Raw genomic sequence first — 15,507 nt, forward strand, 5'->3', positions numbered from 1 at the left:
AAACCGCGACGGGATGACTGCTTGCCACCTCCGATCCTGGGCGTAGGGTCCTGTTCGGGGGACGACGGAGCGAATGGCCTACGAACTGGACGAAGACGGTATCAGCCTGAGGGACTCCATCGTCCGCAGTCCGATCGCGTCGGTCGTCAGCGACCCGCGTCTGCCGGACAATCCGATCATCGCGGTCAACCAGGCCTTCTGCGAGCTGACCGGCTATAGCGACGGCGAGATCCTGGGCCGCAACTGCCGGTTTCTGGCCGGGCCGGCGACCGAGCCATGGCTGACCGAACGCATCCGACAGGGTACGCGGGATCGGCGGGCGACCCTGGTCGAAATCCTGAACTACAAGCGCGACGGCCAGCCGTTCCGCAATGCCGTTCTGGTGGCGCCGGTCTTCACGCCCGATGGTGAGCTGGAGTATTTCCTCGGCTCCCAGGTCGAGCTGGAGCCGGATGCGGTCGGCCCCTCCTCCAGCCGTCACCACCATGCGGTCGAGGTGGTGCGGACGCTTTCGCCGCGACAGCGCGAAATCCTGCAACAGATCGCCACCGGCCATCGCAGCAAGCAGATCGCCTACAACCTGTCGCTCAGCGAAAAGACGGTGAAGATGCACCGCGGCCTGATCCTGGAAAAGATCGGCACGCATAACGTCGCGGACGCCATCCGCCTGGCCGTCGAGGCCGGCCTCTAAGGGCGGCGACACTCCGGGTACGGCCTAAAGGCCGTATGGCGCAGACGGGCTTAAAGGCTGACGGTTCTCCAGCAAGGCCAGACAAGGGCCGACTGGAGGATTCACAATGCCAACCATCGACGTCGGGCAGTACCTGCTCGTCTACAACGCCTTTTCTTTCACCTTCGCCACCATGGCGGCGGCCACCCTGTTCCTGTGGCTGAGCCGCTCGCAGGTCGGTCCCGCCTACCGCTCGGCCCTGGTCATCTCGGGGCTGGTGACCGCCATCGCCGCCTATCACTACTTCCGGATCTTCGAGAGCTGGGAGTCCGCATACGAGGTCCGCAACGGCGTGATCCAGGTCACCGGCCTGGCGTTCAACGACGCCTATCGCTATGTCGACTGGCTGCTGACCGTGCCGCTGCTGCTGATCGAGCTGATCCTGGTCATGCGGCTGTCGCAGGCCGAGACCATGTCCAAGTCGGTCAAGCTGGGCTTTGCCGCGGCGCTGATGATCGTGCTGGGCTATCCGGGCGAGATCGCCGACGACAATGTCACGCGCGCCATCTGGGGCACGCTGTCTACCGTGCCGTTCCTGTACATCGTGTGGGAGCTGTTCAAGGGTCTGGGGGCTTCGATCGAGCGCCAGCCGGAAAGCGTCAAGGGCCTGATCAAGTCGGCCCGCATGCTGACCTTCGCCTCCTGGGGCTTCTATCCCATCGTCTACATGATCCCCTTCACCAACATGGGGGGCGGCAGCGTCGAGACGGCGGTCCAGATCGGCTACACCATCGCCGACATCATCGCCAAGGCCGGTGTGGGCGTGCTGGTCTACATCATCGCGGTCCGCAAATCGGCGGTCGAATACGGTGAGCCGGGCCACACGGTCACCACCGCGTCCTGACGGCGTCAGGCGGATACGACGTCCGGACGGGTTCGCGCCCGTCCGGACAGTGTCGCAACAGGAGGCATTGCGATGCCTGTCACCTTTGCATCGAGACCGGGGTTGCCACGATCACTGTCGGGGTCGACGCTGGGGGTCGGGGCGCTCGCCCTCTCCCTTCTGGCGCTGGCCGCCGGGGTGCCGCTATCGGGCGGCATGGCCACGGCCGTCGCCTGTCTGGCCTTGCTGGTGTTCGGCCTGCCGCATGGCACGCTGGACCTCGAGATCATTCGCGCGCAGCAGGCGGGGCCGTGGACCGGGATGATCACCCTGGTTCTTCTGTACCTGGGACTGGCGGCGGCCATGTACGGCCTGTGGCGAGCCGAGCCGGTGCTGGCCCTGGGGGCATTCATCACCATCGCCGTCGCGCATTTTTCCGAAGACTGGGACGGGGCGGGCCCCGTCATCCTGCGGGCCGGTCTGGCCCTGGCCCTGCTGGCCGCACCGACGCTGCTGCACCGGGTCGAACTGGACGCCACCTTCATCGGTCTGACGGACAGGGCGGGCGCATCGGCGGTGACGGACGGACTGATGCTGGTCCTGCCGGTGGCCGTCGGACTGGGTCTGATCGCCATTGCCTCGCTGTGGCAGGCCGGGCGGCGTGATCAGGCCATCGGGGGGCTGGCGGCCCTGACCGGCATGCTGATCCTGCCGCCGATCATAGGCTTTGCGCTGTATTTCTGCCTGTTCCATTCGCCTCGGCATTTCCGTGAAAGCCTGCTGACGCTGAAGTGGCGCGGGGTCGCGACCTGGGGCTGGGTCGTCGTGCCGCTGACGCTGGCGGCGGGGGCGATCGGGGTGCTGGTCTTCGGCCTGGAGATTCGCGCGGCCCTGCCCGAGCGGATCATGGCGGCCAGCTTCATGACCCTGTCGATCCTGACGGTGCCGCACATGCTGGTACCGCCGCTGATCGCGACCCTTTCGAAACTGCGACAGCCCCACACGCTCAAGACGGAAACGGCCTGAAAGGACGACGCCCATGAAGATCAAGGACGGAGCCGAGGTTCGCAGCAAGTCCGCCGCGTTCGAAGCGGTGGACAGCGTCGTCGCCTTCACCCCCTGTTAACCACGATCACCCATCCGTAGAGGCAGTATTTGCCGGGCTGGCCCAGCGCGGCCTTCGGGGTCCTCTGCATCGTGCGCTCACTCACCGCCGCCGTCGAAGCGATCGATCCGCTGGTCGTGACCGGCAAGGTCGCGGGGGTGAACGGTCTGCTGATCGAGTCCAAGGGCGGGCTGTCGCGGCTGTCGGTCGGGGCGCGGGCGGAGATCCAGCGCGGGCGCGGTCTCAATCCCCTGCCGGCCGAGGTCGTGGGGTTCCGCGATGCCAAGGCCCTGCTGATGCCGTTCGGCCCGGTCGAGGGCGTGGCGCCCGGGGCCGACATCCGCATCATCGACAGTGCCGCCAGCGTGCGGCCGACCACCGCCTGGCTGGGCCGGATCATCGACGCCTTCGGCCAGCCGATCGACGGCAAGGGCCCCCTGCCCCAGGGCCCGGCGGCCTATCCCCTGCGCGCCCCGCCGCCGCCCGCTCATTCGCGCGGACGCGTGGGCGAGCGGCTGGACCTGGGCGTGCGGTCGATGGACGTCTTCACCACCACCTGCCGGGGTCAGCGACTGGGCATCTTTGCCGGCTCGGGCGTCGGCAAGTCGGTGCTGCTGTCCATGCTGGCCAAGGAGGCCACATGCGACGTCGTCGTGGTCGGCCTGATCGGCGAACGGGGCCGGGAGGTACGCGAGTTCGTCGAGGAGACCCTGGGCGAAGAGGGCCTACGCCGGGCCGTCGTGGTCGTGGCGACGTCGGACGAACCCGCGCTGAAGCGCCGCCAGTCCGCCTATATGACCATGGCGATCAGCGAATACTTCCGGGATCAGGACCTGGAGGTGCTGTGCCTGATGGACAGCGTCACCCGCTTTGCCATGGCCCAGCGCGAGATCGGTCTGGCCGCGGGCGAGCCGCCGACGACCAAGGGCTACACCCCCACCGTCTTCACCGAACTGCCCAAACTGCTGGAGCGGGCCGGGCCGGGGCCGGTGCGGGCCGACGGCACGACGGCGGGGCCGATCACCGCCCTGTTCACCGTGCTGGTGGACGGCGGGGACCATGACGAGCCGATCGCCGATGCCGTACGCGGTATCCTGGACGGCCACATCGTCATGGACCGCAAGATCGCCGAGCGAGGGCGTTTCCCCGCCATCGATGTGCTGAAATCCGTCAGCCGCACCCTGCCCGCCTGCCAGACGCCGCCCGAGCGCGAGCTGAACAAGCGCGCCCGCCAGTGCCTGAGCGCCTATGCCAACATGGAAGAGCTGATCAAGATCGGGGCTTACCGGACCGGTGCCGACCCCATCGTCGACCGCGCCATCGCCCTGAATCCGGCGCTGGAAGCCTTCCTGGGCCAGGACAAGGACGATCACACGCCTTTGGCCGAATCCTTCAACCGGTTGGAAAGCATTCTGAACCAAGGTCTGATCCAGTGACCCTGGCTGGTGGAACGAGAGAGTACGCATGACGACCTGGGCGCAATCGCTGATCCGCATTTCCAACTACGAGGTCGAGACGCTGCAGAAGCGTCTGGCCGAGATCAGCGATCGCAAGGTGAAGACGGAAATGCGTCTGGCCATGCTGGAGGCCGAGGCCGAGGGCGAGCAGGACCGCGCCCGTCAGGACGTCGACGCCGCCATGATGCTGCGGGCCTATCTGAACGGCTGGAAGCAGAAGAAGGCCGCCGTCCAGGCCGACGTCGCCGCCATCGAAGCCGAGGAAGAAGGGGCGCGCGACGCCCTGACCAGCGCCTTCGAAGAGCTGAAGAAGTTCGAACACGTCGCCGAAACCACCCGCCTGAACGCCCTCCTCGCCGCCGGCAAGCGCGAGACGGCCGCGTTCGACGAGATGGGATTGCGGCGGCGGGCCGTATAAAGGCCGATGCCCAAAGAGCGAGCCCTTGGCCACAGGCTCGCATGGGGCTTGCAATGGCCCTTCTATGCCGCCGCGATTGTTAGCGCCGGCAGCGGATTGATGGTCATTGCCGGCTTGTTTACCGGCGCACCACTCTCGGATTTGCAATCGGCCAGTTTGGCCTGCTTGGCAGCGGCAGCGTGTGCCATCGCTCTTCATTGGTTTCGGAAAGTCCTGACCAGACGCGGTCCTGCCGCATGATCAATCGCCGCCTCCTCCTCACCGCGCCCATCGCCCTCGCCGCCTGCGACCGCTTCGCCTCCGCCGCGCCCGCGCCGGGGCCGGAGGCCGCGCCGTTGAAGGACATCCTGCCGTGTCCGTTCGGGGCGACGGGGATGACCTGGCAGCTGGATCAGGCGGACTGGATCGCCCAGACGCTGAAACACTGTTCCCAGCTGACGCCGGAGTGGGAGCAGAAGATGGAGCGGACCCTGGGGCCCGGCTTCACCTATGATTTCGAGCCGTCGGACCGCGTCGTCGGCTTTGCCCGCGACAACGGCCTGCGCGTCCATGGCCATACGGTCATCTGGTATTCGCAAGGGGCCGAGGTGTTCGACGACGCCTCCGTGCCGCGCGATCGGTTCGCCGCCGAATACGACCGCTACATCTCCACCTTCGTGGGTCGCTACAAGGGTCAGATGGCGGGCTGGGACGTGGTCAACGAGCCGGTGGCCGAGGACGGCGAGGGCCTGCGCGACTGTCACTGGAGCCGGGCGCTGGGCATGGACGGCTATATGGTCCGTGCCTTCGAACAGGCGAAGGCGGCCGATCCGGACGCGGTCCTGTTCTTGAACGAATACAATCTGGAGAACATCCCGAAGAAGGGCGCGACCTTCCTCAAGCTGGTCGAGCGGCTGCTGAAACTGGGCGCGCCCATCGGCGGCATCGGCACCCAGTCGCACCTGGATATCGAAATCCCGGCGGGTCAGATCACGACCTTCATGAGGGACGCCGCGTCCCTTGGCCTGCCGATCCATGTGTCCGAGCTGGATTTCCCGATGCAGCGCGAGGGGCGGATGCCCGACCTGCGCAGCGTCGCCGACAAGCGGGCACAGCAGGTGGCGCGCGTGGGCGAACTGGCGGAGGCGTTCATGGCCTTGCCGGAGCGCCAGCGTTACGCCTTCACCACCTGGGGCCTGCGCGACATCGACAGCTGGCTGGTCCGCGTGGGCAAGAGCAGCGACAGCCCCCTGCTGCTGGACGCCGAGGGCCGGGCCAATCCGGCGTATCAGGCGGTGGTGGCGGCGGTGGGCTAGGACCCAACCAGCACCTTCTTCGCCGCCTTCAGCACGCGCTCCGCCGGCAGGTCGTTCATGTGCTGGATGGCCTGGTTCAGGCGCGGGTCGATCTTGCGGTATTCCTCGACCGAGCGAGGACCGCGCACGGCGATGCCGGTCCAGGGACCGCGTTCGGCCTCGTCCGACGGGCCAAAAGCGGCGACCACGGGCGCGCCCGCCGCCGTGGCCAGATGGGTCCACAGCGAATCCGGCCCCAGATACAGCGCTGCACGCCCCAACAGGGCCACGGCCTGCAAGGGTGTCAGTCGGCCGACCAGTTCGGTCGCCCGGCCCCGGCTGACCGCCAGGCGAATGGTGTGGGCGTCGTCGCGGTCCTTTTCATCGCCCAGGATCAGCAGCCGTCCGCCCGCCAGCGGACCGTCGTCGGCGATCAGGGGTGCGGCGACCTTGGCATAGCGTTCGGCGGGCCAGTGCCGACCCATCCAGTCGGTGCCGGGGGCTACGGCGATGATGGGGCCGGTGATCGCAGGGATCAGGGCGTCGACAGTCGCCTGGGTTTCCTCCGACACGAACAGGCGGGGTGACGGGATATCGTCCAGGTGCAGCACCCGGGCGGCCAGCTCGACGGCATGCACGCCCGCCTCGCCCGGACCGCGTACGGCCCGCTTCTGGCGCTTCAGCTTGCCGGAAATGGTCGAGCCGCGCATGTCGACCACCAGCCCCCAGCGGGTGTCGCGCACCTGGTTCCACAGGCCCAGCCAGTCCAGCCGCGTCTCCTTGTCCAGCACGATCAGGCGGCGCAGGCGCGGGGTGTCGGCGAACAGCGGTGCGCTGGTCCTGGACCCCACGATGGTGAAGTCCGCCGTCGGCATCGCCTCGACCAGATAGGCCAGCACGCCGGACGACAGGACGGCATCCTCCGGGCTGGCCTCGGCAATGTACAGAATGGGGAAACGGGCCGACATGACTGGACCGTATACGGATTCTCGACCGGGGATCAGGGGGTGCGCAACTGTCCCCAGCTATGGTCGGCGGGGACGAGGGCCCCTATCTAGGCCCCATGACGCAGATCGCCCGCCTGAACAGCCGCGCCCTGATCCGGGTGTCGGGCCCCGATGCCCGCCCGTTCCTGCACAATCTGCTGACCCAGGATGTGGAGACGCTGGCGGAGGGGGGCCTGCGGTATGGTGCCCTGCTGTCGCCGCCGGGGCGGCTGCTGTTCGACCTCTTCCTGTGGGGCGAGGCGGAAGGTGTGGTGCTGGATGTGGCGGCGGACCGGCGCGAGGCGTTGATCCAGCGGCTGTCGATGTATCGCCTGCGCTCGAACGTGCAGATCGCGGCGCTGGACGAGGCGGTATTCGCCGCCTGGGACGGCGAGGCGGCGGGGTTCGTGGCGGACCCGCGACTGTCGGCGCTGGGTGGCCGGGCCTGGGGCCGCGATGTCGAGACGACGGCGAGCGAGGACGACTATCGCGCCCACGGCATTCGGCACGGCGTGCCCGATCCGGCGCTGGACACGGTGCAGGACAAGACCTGGCCGATCGAGGCCAACTTCGACCTGCTGAACGGCATCGACTTCCACAAGGGCTGCTTCATTGGCCAGGAGACCGCCTCGCGTATGCACCGGCGCGGCACGGTCAAGAACCGGATGATGGGCCTGACCTTCGACGGGCCGCCGCCACCATTCGGGGCCGAGGTGCTGAACGGCGACCTGCGGGCGGGCGAGGTGATGGGCGGGCACGAGGGTGCCGCCATCGCCCTGTTGCGCGTCGACCGGCTGGACGGGGCGCTGAGCGTCGACGGACGACCCGTCACCGCCCATTGGCCCGAATGGATGTCGCGCGACGTCGGCTGACCTCGACAGCGACACCCCATCCCTTTCGCCGGACGCCCTCAACCGCTAACAGACGCCGCACATGACCGACGCCGCCGTATCCCTTCCTCCCGTCAAGGCCAGCCCCTTCCATGAACTGGAGGTGCTGTCGGTGCGCCACTGGACCGATCAGCTGTTCAGCTTCCGCATTGCCCGGCCCGAGGATTTCCGCTTCCGCTCCGGCGAGTTCGTGATGATCGGCCTGCCGGGCGAGGATGGCGGCAAGCCGATCCTGCGCGCCTATTCCATCGCCAGCCCGCACTGGGACGAGGAGCTGGAGTTCCTGTCCATCGCCGTGCCCGACGGCCCGCTGACGTCGCGCCTGGTCAAGATCAAGCCGGGGGACACCGTCCTGATGGGCAAGAAGCCGACCGGCACCCTGGTGCTGGATGCCCTGACGGGCGGAGAACGGCTGTGGCTGATCGGGACGGGCACGGGTCTGGCCCCCTGGCTGTCGGTCGCGCGGGACCCGGACACCTATGCCCGGTTCGGCCAGGTCATCGTCTGCCATACGGTGCGCAATGTGGCCGATCTGGCATACCGCGATTTCTTCACCGCCGGCATCCATGACGACCCCCTGATCGGCGAGGAGGCCAGGGCCCAGCTGGTCTATTATCCGACCGTGACGCGCGAGCGGTTCGAGACGCCGGGAAGGATCACCGAACGGATCAAGTCGGGCGACGTCTTCGCCGATCTGGGCCTGCCCATCGGCTTTTCGCCCAATACCGACCGGGTCATGCTGTGTGGGTCGATGGCCATGATCAAGCAAGCTGGCGAATTATTGGAAACCTATGGCCTGAAGGAAGGCTCCAACGCCGAACCGGGCGACTATGTGCTGGAGCGCGCCTTTGTCGGATGACCGCTATAAATCCGCTCATCCCGGCGAAAGCCGGGACCCAGTATTTTGGGTGAACGGTGCGACCGTGTTGGCAAACCCTTCAGTCCTGAAATGCCTGCGTCAAGCTGGACAGAACTGGGTCCCGGCTTTCGCCGGGACGAGCGGAGCGTTTTAAGTGGGCGCTCCCAAAAGCATCACCATTGATTCCCGCACAGCCCCGGAAGCCTGCGAAACGATGGCCCAGGTGCGCCAGGGCGTCGACGCCCTCGACCGCGCCCTGGTCACCCTGCTGGCCGAGCGGCAGCGCTACATGCACGCCGCCGCCCGCATCAAGCCCAGTCGCGACGTGGTCCATGACGACGCCCGCATCGAGGATGTCGTGACCAAAGTGTTGGCCGCCGCCCAGCCCGCCGGCCTGTCGCCCGACATCGCCGAACCCGTCTGGCGCACCCTGATCGACCGCTGCATCGCCCACGAGCTGGCGGTCTGGGACCGGACGCGAGGCTAGGCTCTCAAGCTCTTCAGCATCAGCGCGTGGCGATAGGCGGCCACGTCGGCCAGAGCCGAATCCAGGGCATCGCGCACCCGGTCAAGCCGGGGCGAGACGGTGGCCCTGGTCTCACCCTCGGCCCGCGCACACGCCTCGGCCAGGGCCTTGGCCCCGATCCCGGCTGCAGCCCCCCGGATCGTATGCACTGCATCGCGCCAGCCGTCGTTTCGCGCATCCAGCATCGGCGACCAGAGCGAGGCCTGCTGGACAAACAGACCCAGCACCTCCTCGCCGATAGCGTCATCACCGGCCGTCATGGCTTCCAGCACGGTGAAATCCACCGCCCCCGATATGTCGCGCAATGCCATGTCGTTCACTCCCGGCTACGCAACGGTGGTTATCATGATTGCCAGCTTGACCGTAAGCCACCTGCGACAAACCGGAACGCCGGATCGAAACGCCTTGCCTTGACCGCCGTTGCCCTCTACATCCGCCCGTTCTCGCCAGTCCCGCCCAGGGACAACCGGGACGGCACGGGCCTTGCGAGGCCTGCCCCGACGACATGGTACGGGTGATTAGCTCAGTTGGTAGAGCAGCTGACTCTTAATCAGCGGGTCGTAGGTTCGAACCCTACATCACCCACCATCGTTTTTCCTTATAAATCATCATCTTACCCCACCGGCCGAGCCAAGGTCGCCAGAACAATCCGGCAACTGTGAGACTTCGACAAAGTCTCACGTGAGACTTCGGCGCTTCAAGGGCTGTTGATGTTCCGCTTTCGTTCTTGCCATCTTGGACGCTGCAGCCTATCCGCCCGTCCGGGTCGTGGCGCGACGAAGGATGATGACATGGACACGATGAAAGCCGACCAGCTGCGCCGCCTGGTCGAGGGCTTGGCGATCGACACGGCCGACGGCCGCGCGGGCGTGCGCGCCATACTGCGCGAGGTCGAGGAGACGACGCCCGGCACCCTGCAGCAGATGGCCGACCGCCTGGCGCTGCGTCGTCAGGGGCTGTCGCCTCTCACCCATTGACGTCGCTTCAGGCTGGCCGCCTCGGCTACCTGGTCGATCACCGGCGCAAGGTCGTGTGGTGGTGCGAGGTCTGCCAGACGATGGGCGACGTCGATCTGGCCCCGATCGCGGCCGCCAAGGGGCCGGACTTCTCACTGACCAACAAGCGGCCGCCCTGCCGCGTAGCCGGATGCCCCGGCCGCGTCCGGTTTGAGGATCGCACATCGATGTGGCCGGTGTTCCTGGTCAGCATCGATCATAGCTATCAGGCCTGGTGGGACTACAACGCCGCCGAACGCGATCGGCTGGAAAGCCTCGGCTATCGGATGCTCGACGGCAAATGGGTCCAGCCCCATGACAAAGCCCCCGCCGGGGGGAACGGCGGGGGCTAGGTCAATCAAGAGAGAAAACGGGAAGGCGCATATTGCCGGGCCACCTTCCGCATCAGCCGGCTCTGCAAGTTCAATGGCAGAACACCGATCTGGGTTCCCTCGCTTTTAGATTGAAGACAGGGCGGTGCCGATAATTGTGAGGATCACACCTATGATCGACGCATCCAGATTGCCGATCGACTGGGTACGCAGGCTGGCTTCAATCTTTTCGGCCCTCGCTGATTGCTCGGTCACCAGTTTCTGCATTTCTACTTGCAGCCCTTCGATGCCTTTCCAGATTTCAGCCCGTCGGGCGACTTCCTCTTCCTTGTGCAGCTCTATGACGCGCTCGATGTAATTCATCCGAGAGTGGGGGTCGTTCCGATCATAACTGATAGCGGTGCCGGCCACTAAGTCTGGTGCGTCTATCGTGAACGATGCCCCTTCCGCACTGAGAACATAAGTACGGGGTCGGAGATGACGCCAGAGGTCGGATAGCCAAGTCCGGGCACCCTTAAAGGGATGCGTCGAAAACTCATTGGCCGTCCGAAATATTTGCCAGACCACTAGAAGCAGGCCGACGATTTGCAGGGCTCCGCCTACCCAATCAGCCTCCTTGCCCTCAGGTGCGAACCTTTTTGCTACTAGCACCACGGCTGCCAGGATCAGAACAGCAAGGACCGTTGGCCACGGTCGGACCAAGATTTTCAACAGGCCTTGCCACCAGCTAAGCCTCTTCAACTGCTTCATTGCCTGCTGCCCAGTCGATCAGTTCCAGTAAAGCTGATGGACACGATCGAACTGCGTTTTGCAATCTGACGAAGCGTTACGCCCTCGAAGCTTACGCGGGCGAGAAGCCGATGGTCATGGCGGTGATCGCCCCGGCCGTCACGGGCGTGTTGTTGGTGTTGCCCGCTCCGGTGACCAAGGCAAACGATATGCCGACCGGAAACAGCCGACCCTTTGTGTCGATGACATTGGCACCGGGGGCCAGAGCCAGCACCGTGCGCGCCAGGTCCGTCGTCGGATCGGGCGACCGGGTCAGGTTGTAGAGCTTCAGATAGATCACGGACGCCGTGGTGTTGAAGGCGCGGACCTGCACAAGGGCGTTCTGACCCGTGCCGATCAGCTCGGCATTGTTGTTGGCCGCGCTGCTGTCCTTGAAGAACTCGGTCGCCAGCACCTGTCGGGACAGAATGGCCAGGGCGGCCGCATCATTGGCGGCCGAGGGGCCGGGCGTAGGGGCACCTTCGGCATCGACCAGCTGGACGCGGCGGACGGCACTCAGGGTCTGGGCAGGCATGGTCGTCTCCTAGCGAACGTCCGGGCAGGGTTCGCCCGTGTGAAACAGGATCAGCCGCGCGACCTGGTCGGCCAGCTCGCCGCGCGACTTTGCCAGGCGCACAATCCCCGCGCGCCAGTCGCCGGGGATGATGGCCCCGCCGCTCTCGGGCAGGCCCTGCACCGGGGCTGGGCATCGCAGCAGTTCGGCGGGCGGACGCGGAGCCGGAACCTCTCGCACCGCGACGGTCGGTTCGCGCACAAACTCGGCCGCCGCCTCGCGCCCTGCGCTACCGCCGCACGCCGCCAAGCTCGTTGACAGCAGCAGCCCAGCCAGAGCCGACCCGGTCATCCTCGATCGCAGCATTCGCCGCCTCCATTTGTGCGACGGCGTCGGCCGTGCGTTTCGACATGGCGGCCGCCAGGGCGGCGTCCACCTGTTCCTTGCCGTGCTGGCGCGCCATGGCGTCCAGAACGGTGTCCAGCGACCCGGTGGCCAGGTCGCCCTCGATGGCCCCCAGCCGCCCGGCCTCGGCCTGACATGCGGCGGCAAACGCGCCCCGCGTCTCGGCGTCCGCATCCGGTGCCGGCAACGGCACGCCCAGCGACCCGCAGATGGCGTCGGAATAGCCCAGCAGCTTGGCATGCGCCGTCGCCGCACGGCTGGCCGACAGGGCCGCGAACTGCCACTGGACGTAGAAGGCCGCCCCCACGGCGAGGGCCAGCAGGATGGTCAGCATCTTGCGATTGGCCTTGGCCAGGCCCAGCAGCGACAGCAGCCAGCTCATCCGATCCCCGGCGTGTAGCGCGTCCGGCCCCCCAGCTTGCGGGCGGTCAGCAGCTGGCCGCGCTTGGTCGGACCGAAGCCAACATGGATCCACTGGCCGAACTCCTCAATGATCTGGTCGAAGCCGGTCAGATGCTTGGCCAGATGCGCCGCTACCTGGGCGGGCGTGCCGAACTCCGGGCAGATGAAGTCCACGGCGTGCCCGGTCATGTGTGCTGACGTTTTCGACCCGCCGACCGCTTTGTTGACTTTCGGGCTGCGATAGCCGGACAGCACGCGGATCGGTTTGTCGCCCAGCAGCGATCGAACCTTCTCCATCCGGTCAGCAGTCAGGATCAGGGTATCGACAACCTCGGGCGGCGCGACGTTGGGGATGCCCAGACGCGCCGCCGTGTTTGATGTCGTCATTTCGGCCAGGGTGAAATGTGCGGAAAGGCGCTGGTCCATCCTATTCTCCTTCAGGCGATACCGACGATCCGGGGCGCTTGCCCCAGCTCTCGGCGATGGATTTCACGATGTCGGGGAAGCCACTGATCATGCTGACGCCAGCGGCCACCGCCGCCTTCTGCCAGGCATGCAGGGCCTCGAAGGCGATGAAGGCCACGAAGAACCCGATCACATTGGCGATCGGTGCGCTCCAGCCGAAGATCGCCGTCAGGGCCACGCTGACGAAGTGGAACACGATCACGCTCACGGTCCACTGAATGAACCGCGTGCGGATGCCCAGGCCGGGCCGGATCATCTGTGCCACAAGCGCTCCCAGGGCACCGGGCACGAACGGCTCCAGCGCATGCCAGATGGCGGTCAGGAACTTGGCCGAGGTCATGGCAGCCACAGTTCGATCTTCTGGATGTCGATGTGCCCGCGCGCCCGGTCGTTGATCGGGATCGGCTCGTGTCGCGTCATCGGATCGACGGAGGGATAGAAAATCACCACCATCGCATTGCCGGTCCAGTCGCCCAGGACTGTGTCGGCTGGCGCGACGCCATAGTTGAAATAGCGCACGTCGTCGTCGGGCATACCCTGACGCCCCGGCGCGCCGCCCAGCTGCATCCAGAACCGGTCGTCGGCCGACAGGCGCACGACCACGTCTTGCCACTGGCTATTGCGCAGGCCGCGCACGGGCGAGCGGTCGAAGAACCCGCCTTTGCCCAGGTTCAACTGATCGTCCATCGGGTCGGCGATCTGGATCATGTTCACCCAGTATTGCCGGTTCGGATCATCCCACGCGTCCAGAGCGGGAACGTGCGTCTGGATGTGCTGGACGATCCGCGCGCCCTCAGGCTTGTAGAAGTCGCGCAACCGCATCCGGTAGCGCAGCTCGCCATCCCTCAGATCGCGCACGTCGGGAAAGCCCTGACGCCCGGCCGGGGCCGCTGGGTGCGCGGCTTGCGACCAGGTCTGCGCCGGTAGGTTCAGATGCCCCCGGATGTAGTGATTTGGATCGTTCCACCCCGCGTCGCGCACGTCGCCGCTGCGCGCTGCCCAGACGCCTGCCGTTCGCACGAACCGCCCGTGCTTGGCCGGGTCCTCGTCATAGCAATAGGCCACGGTCCCGTTCGCGGGGGCGGCGGCCTGCATCAGGGCGTCGGTGTCATAGACGATGGCCCCGGCCTCGGGCGCGCCGAAGGTCGAGGTCATGAAGCTACCCGACCCGTCGCTGTTCAGTCGCAGGTTCTGCGAGGTCGCACCCGACTTCGCATCCACATTGGAATAGAACTTGGCCACCTTCGCCCGCTTGGCGGCGCTGTCGCCCGCGTTGAAGTCGATTTCCCAGGATTTGGTCAGCGGCATCACAGGCTCCCAGTGAAGGCCAGGGCGGCGGCACCTGCGCCTGCCCATGCGGTAAAGGGATCACCCCCGGCGGCGGCACTGCCGACCTTGGCCAGCGAGGCATTCAGCACCCGCTTGACGACCCAGACGCTGGCACCCGGCTTGCGCTCGAACTCCAGCTCATCTTCGCTTGTGTACGTGCCGTCCTGCAGCTGGTCGGCGTTGATATCGCCGCCCGGCCCGACGACGTACCAAGGGTCGACGTCGTTGATGCCGATGACCCGCGCCAGCACATCGCCGGGACCCTTATTGGGAGGCCGATAGCGGAAGGTCACGCCATCACCGCTGTTGTTTGGCAGGCGGGACGTCGGGGTCAGCACCCAGTTATTGGCGTTGCCGTCCGTCTGGGTCACGACGATGTAAAAGCTGGGCGTGGCCAAGGCCGTGACCTGCCCCAGACTGGGCACCAGGGGACCGGCGACCGACGCATCGGCATTGGTCCGTCGCCAGGATTGCAGACCGTCGGCCGTGCGCTCCCAGAAATGCTCGCCATTGGCGACGGCCGCGCGGCCAGCGGCTTCGCTGTCGTAGATGATGTCGGCCGGGAAGGCGTTCAGATAGGCCTCGGCCTGGGCGGCGGCGGTCAGGGCGGCATCCCGCGCGCTGACGGTGACAGCCTCGGCCGTCACGGCCTCCTGCGCCGCCAGGCCGCCGGTCACCGCCGCCGTCTCCGCACGGTCGCGCGCATCCTCGGCCCGCAACAGGTCGCTGGCGACCGCCGCTTCGGTCAGCGGAATGGCCATGGCTGGGGCTTCCGGCGTGTCTGCGAAGCCGAACGCCCGCCCGCGTCTCACGGCGGCGGTCGGCAGGTCGGACCCCGGTTCACCGACCGGCACCCGAATGGCACGCGCCGCCTCGGCCTGCCGATCCTGCGCGGCGCGCGCCAGGCGGTCCAGTGCGCGTTCGGCCATCACCGGCCTGAATGTCTCCTGATCGCCGAACGGCTCGGACTGCTGGGCCAGCGTCACCCGCCTGCGCACGACGCGCTGGCCGATGGTCGGCAACCGCCCGGTCCGGAACACCACATTGGCCCCGGCGCTCAGCCACGCCCCCTCGCTCAGGTCATAGTCGATGCCGGCGACGCAGGGGCGGCCGTCGACCAGCACCCTGACCTCGGCCGCATATTCGAACGTCCAGACGGTGGCGAAGATCGCCGTCGCGCCATCGGCGAGCGAGACAGTCTCGGGGGTGCGCAGCGTTTCGGCCATGAG

21 protein-coding genes and 1 tRNA gene are annotated in these 15,507 nt (G+C 66.8%); 12 read left to right on the forward strand and 10 right to left on the reverse strand.

Features of this window, described 5'->3' with window-relative positions; all coding sequences use genetic code 11:
- The first annotated feature begins 73 nt into the window (after positions 1-73).
- The 6 genes from AC4PRM_RS07630 to AC4PRM_RS07655 all read left to right on the forward strand — a co-directional run bounded on the left by AC4PRM_RS07630 (position 74) and on the right by AC4PRM_RS07655 (position 5,828).
- Positions 74-691, forward strand: a complete 618-nt coding sequence (locus AC4PRM_RS07630) for a LuxR C-terminal-related transcriptional regulator (RefSeq protein ID WP_492039392.1) — start codon at positions 74-76, stop codon at positions 689-691.
- Between the two features lie 106 nt (positions 692-797).
- Complete coding sequence (locus AC4PRM_RS07635) at positions 798-1,574, forward strand: bacteriorhodopsin-like (protein ID WP_492039393.1); 777 nt, start codon at positions 798-800, stop codon at positions 1,572-1,574.
- Positions 1,575-1,676: 102 nt separating this feature from the next.
- Positions 1,677-2,579, forward strand: a complete 903-nt coding sequence (locus AC4PRM_RS07640) for a Brp/Blh family beta-carotene 15,15'-dioxygenase (protein ID WP_492039394.1) — start codon at positions 1,677-1,679, stop codon at positions 2,577-2,579.
- 171 nt (positions 2,580-2,750) lie between these two features.
- Entirely contained in the window at positions 2,751-4,094 is a 1,344-nt protein-coding gene (fliI, locus tag AC4PRM_RS07645; protein ID WP_492039395.1) for a flagellar protein export ATPase FliI, read from the forward strand.
- 28 nt (positions 4,095-4,122) lie between these two features.
- Positions 4,123-4,533, forward strand: coding sequence for a flagellar FliJ family protein (locus AC4PRM_RS07650; RefSeq protein WP_492039396.1), 411 nt, complete (start codon positions 4,123-4,125; stop codon positions 4,531-4,533).
- A gap of 236 nt (positions 4,534-4,769) precedes the next feature.
- Positions 4,770-5,828: an endo-1,4-beta-xylanase gene (locus tag AC4PRM_RS07655; protein WP_492039397.1), complete on the forward strand. Its 1,059-nt coding sequence runs from the start codon at positions 4,770-4,772 to the stop codon at positions 5,826-5,828.
- Here AC4PRM_RS07655 and AC4PRM_RS07660 read toward each other — a convergent pair.
- Complete coding sequence (locus tag AC4PRM_RS07660) at positions 5,825-6,775, reverse strand: glycosyltransferase family 9 protein (RefSeq protein ID WP_492039398.1); 951 nt, start codon at positions 6,773-6,775, stop codon at positions 5,825-5,827. The two genes, AC4PRM_RS07655 and AC4PRM_RS07660, sit on opposite strands and share 4 nt — an antisense overlap.
- A gap of 95 nt (positions 6,776-6,870) precedes the next feature.
- Between AC4PRM_RS07660 and ygfZ the strand changes: the two genes are divergently transcribed.
- From ygfZ to AC4PRM_RS07675, 3 genes are all read left to right on the forward strand, one after another.
- Positions 6,871-7,665, forward strand: coding sequence for a CAF17-like 4Fe-4S cluster assembly/insertion protein YgfZ (ygfZ, locus tag AC4PRM_RS07665; protein ID WP_492039399.1), 795 nt, complete (start codon positions 6,871-6,873; stop codon positions 7,663-7,665).
- 61 nt (positions 7,666-7,726) lie between these two features.
- A complete protein-coding gene (locus AC4PRM_RS07670; RefSeq protein ID WP_492039400.1) occupies positions 7,727-8,542 on the forward strand; it encodes a ferredoxin--NADP reductase in 816 nt (271 codons plus the stop codon).
- Positions 8,543-8,756: 214 nt separating this feature from the next.
- Positions 8,757-9,029, forward strand: a complete 273-nt coding sequence (locus tag AC4PRM_RS07675; protein WP_492039541.1) for a chorismate mutase — start codon at positions 8,757-8,759, stop codon at positions 9,027-9,029.
- On the opposite strand, the gene AC4PRM_RS07680 is transcribed toward AC4PRM_RS07675, so the two are convergent.
- Positions 9,026-9,379, reverse strand: coding sequence for an Hpt domain-containing protein (locus AC4PRM_RS07680; protein WP_492039401.1), 354 nt, complete (start codon positions 9,377-9,379; stop codon positions 9,026-9,028). The genes AC4PRM_RS07675 and AC4PRM_RS07680 overlap by 4 nt on opposite strands.
- 201 nt (positions 9,380-9,580) lie before the next feature.
- Here AC4PRM_RS07680 and AC4PRM_RS07685 point away from each other — a divergent pair.
- The 3 genes from AC4PRM_RS07685 (at position 9,581) to AC4PRM_RS07695 (ending at position 10,416) form a co-directional block, all read left to right on the forward strand.
- Positions 9,581-9,656 (forward strand) — tRNA-Lys (locus AC4PRM_RS07685).
- 203 nt (positions 9,657-9,859) lie between these two features.
- The gene (locus AC4PRM_RS07690) at positions 9,860-10,045 is read left to right on the forward strand and encodes a hypothetical protein (protein ID WP_492039402.1); all 186 of its coding nucleotides are present in this window, start codon (positions 9,860-9,862) and stop codon (positions 10,043-10,045) included.
- Positions 10,042-10,416, forward strand: coding sequence for a hypothetical protein (locus tag AC4PRM_RS07695; protein ID WP_492039403.1), 375 nt, complete (start codon positions 10,042-10,044; stop codon positions 10,414-10,416). Before AC4PRM_RS07690 ends, AC4PRM_RS07695 begins: the two co-directional genes overlap by 4 nt.
- Before the next feature lie 105 nt (positions 10,417-10,521).
- Here AC4PRM_RS07695 and AC4PRM_RS07700 read toward each other — a convergent pair whose 3' ends face one another.
- The 8 genes from AC4PRM_RS07700 to AC4PRM_RS07735 form a co-directional block, all read right to left on the reverse strand.
- A complete protein-coding gene (locus AC4PRM_RS07700; RefSeq protein ID WP_492039404.1) occupies positions 10,522-11,145 on the reverse strand; it encodes a hypothetical protein in 624 nt (207 codons plus the stop codon).
- A gap of 91 nt (positions 11,146-11,236) precedes the next feature.
- Complete coding sequence (locus tag AC4PRM_RS07705) at positions 11,237-11,698, reverse strand: hypothetical protein (protein ID WP_492039405.1); 462 nt, start codon at positions 11,696-11,698, stop codon at positions 11,237-11,239.
- 9 nt (positions 11,699-11,707) lie between these two features.
- Positions 11,708-11,938 (reverse strand): hypothetical protein, encoded by a 231-nt coding sequence (locus tag AC4PRM_RS07710; RefSeq protein WP_492039406.1) that lies wholly within the window; start codon positions 11,936-11,938, stop codon positions 11,708-11,710.
- Positions 11,939-11,966: 28 nt separating this feature from the next.
- The gene (locus AC4PRM_RS07715) at positions 11,967-12,464 is read right to left on the reverse strand and encodes a hypothetical protein (RefSeq protein ID WP_492039407.1); all 498 of its coding nucleotides are present in this window, start codon (positions 12,462-12,464) and stop codon (positions 11,967-11,969) included.
- Positions 12,461-12,910 carry a D-Ala-D-Ala carboxypeptidase family metallohydrolase gene (locus tag AC4PRM_RS07720; protein WP_492039408.1) on the reverse strand — a complete coding sequence of 150 codons (450 nt, stop codon included), beginning with the start codon at positions 12,908-12,910 and terminating at the stop codon, positions 12,461-12,463. The genes AC4PRM_RS07715 and AC4PRM_RS07720 overlap by 4 nt, the downstream gene beginning before the upstream one ends.
- 1 nt (position 12,911) lies before the next feature.
- Complete coding sequence (locus tag AC4PRM_RS07725) at positions 12,912-13,298, reverse strand: hypothetical protein (protein ID WP_492039409.1); 387 nt, start codon at positions 13,296-13,298, stop codon at positions 12,912-12,914.
- Positions 13,286-14,257, reverse strand: coding sequence for a hypothetical protein (locus AC4PRM_RS07730; protein ID WP_492039410.1), 972 nt, complete (start codon positions 14,255-14,257; stop codon positions 13,286-13,288). The genes AC4PRM_RS07725 and AC4PRM_RS07730 overlap by 13 nt, the downstream gene beginning before the upstream one ends.
- A complete protein-coding gene (locus AC4PRM_RS07735) occupies positions 14,257-15,504 on the reverse strand; it encodes a hypothetical protein (RefSeq protein ID WP_492039411.1) in 1,248 nt (415 codons plus the stop codon). Before AC4PRM_RS07735 ends, AC4PRM_RS07730 begins: the two co-directional genes overlap by 1 nt.
- Positions 15,505-15,507 lie beyond the last annotated feature (3 nt).

The sequence above is a fragment of the Brevundimonas sp. DW-iso22 genome (genome assembly GCF_058725425.1).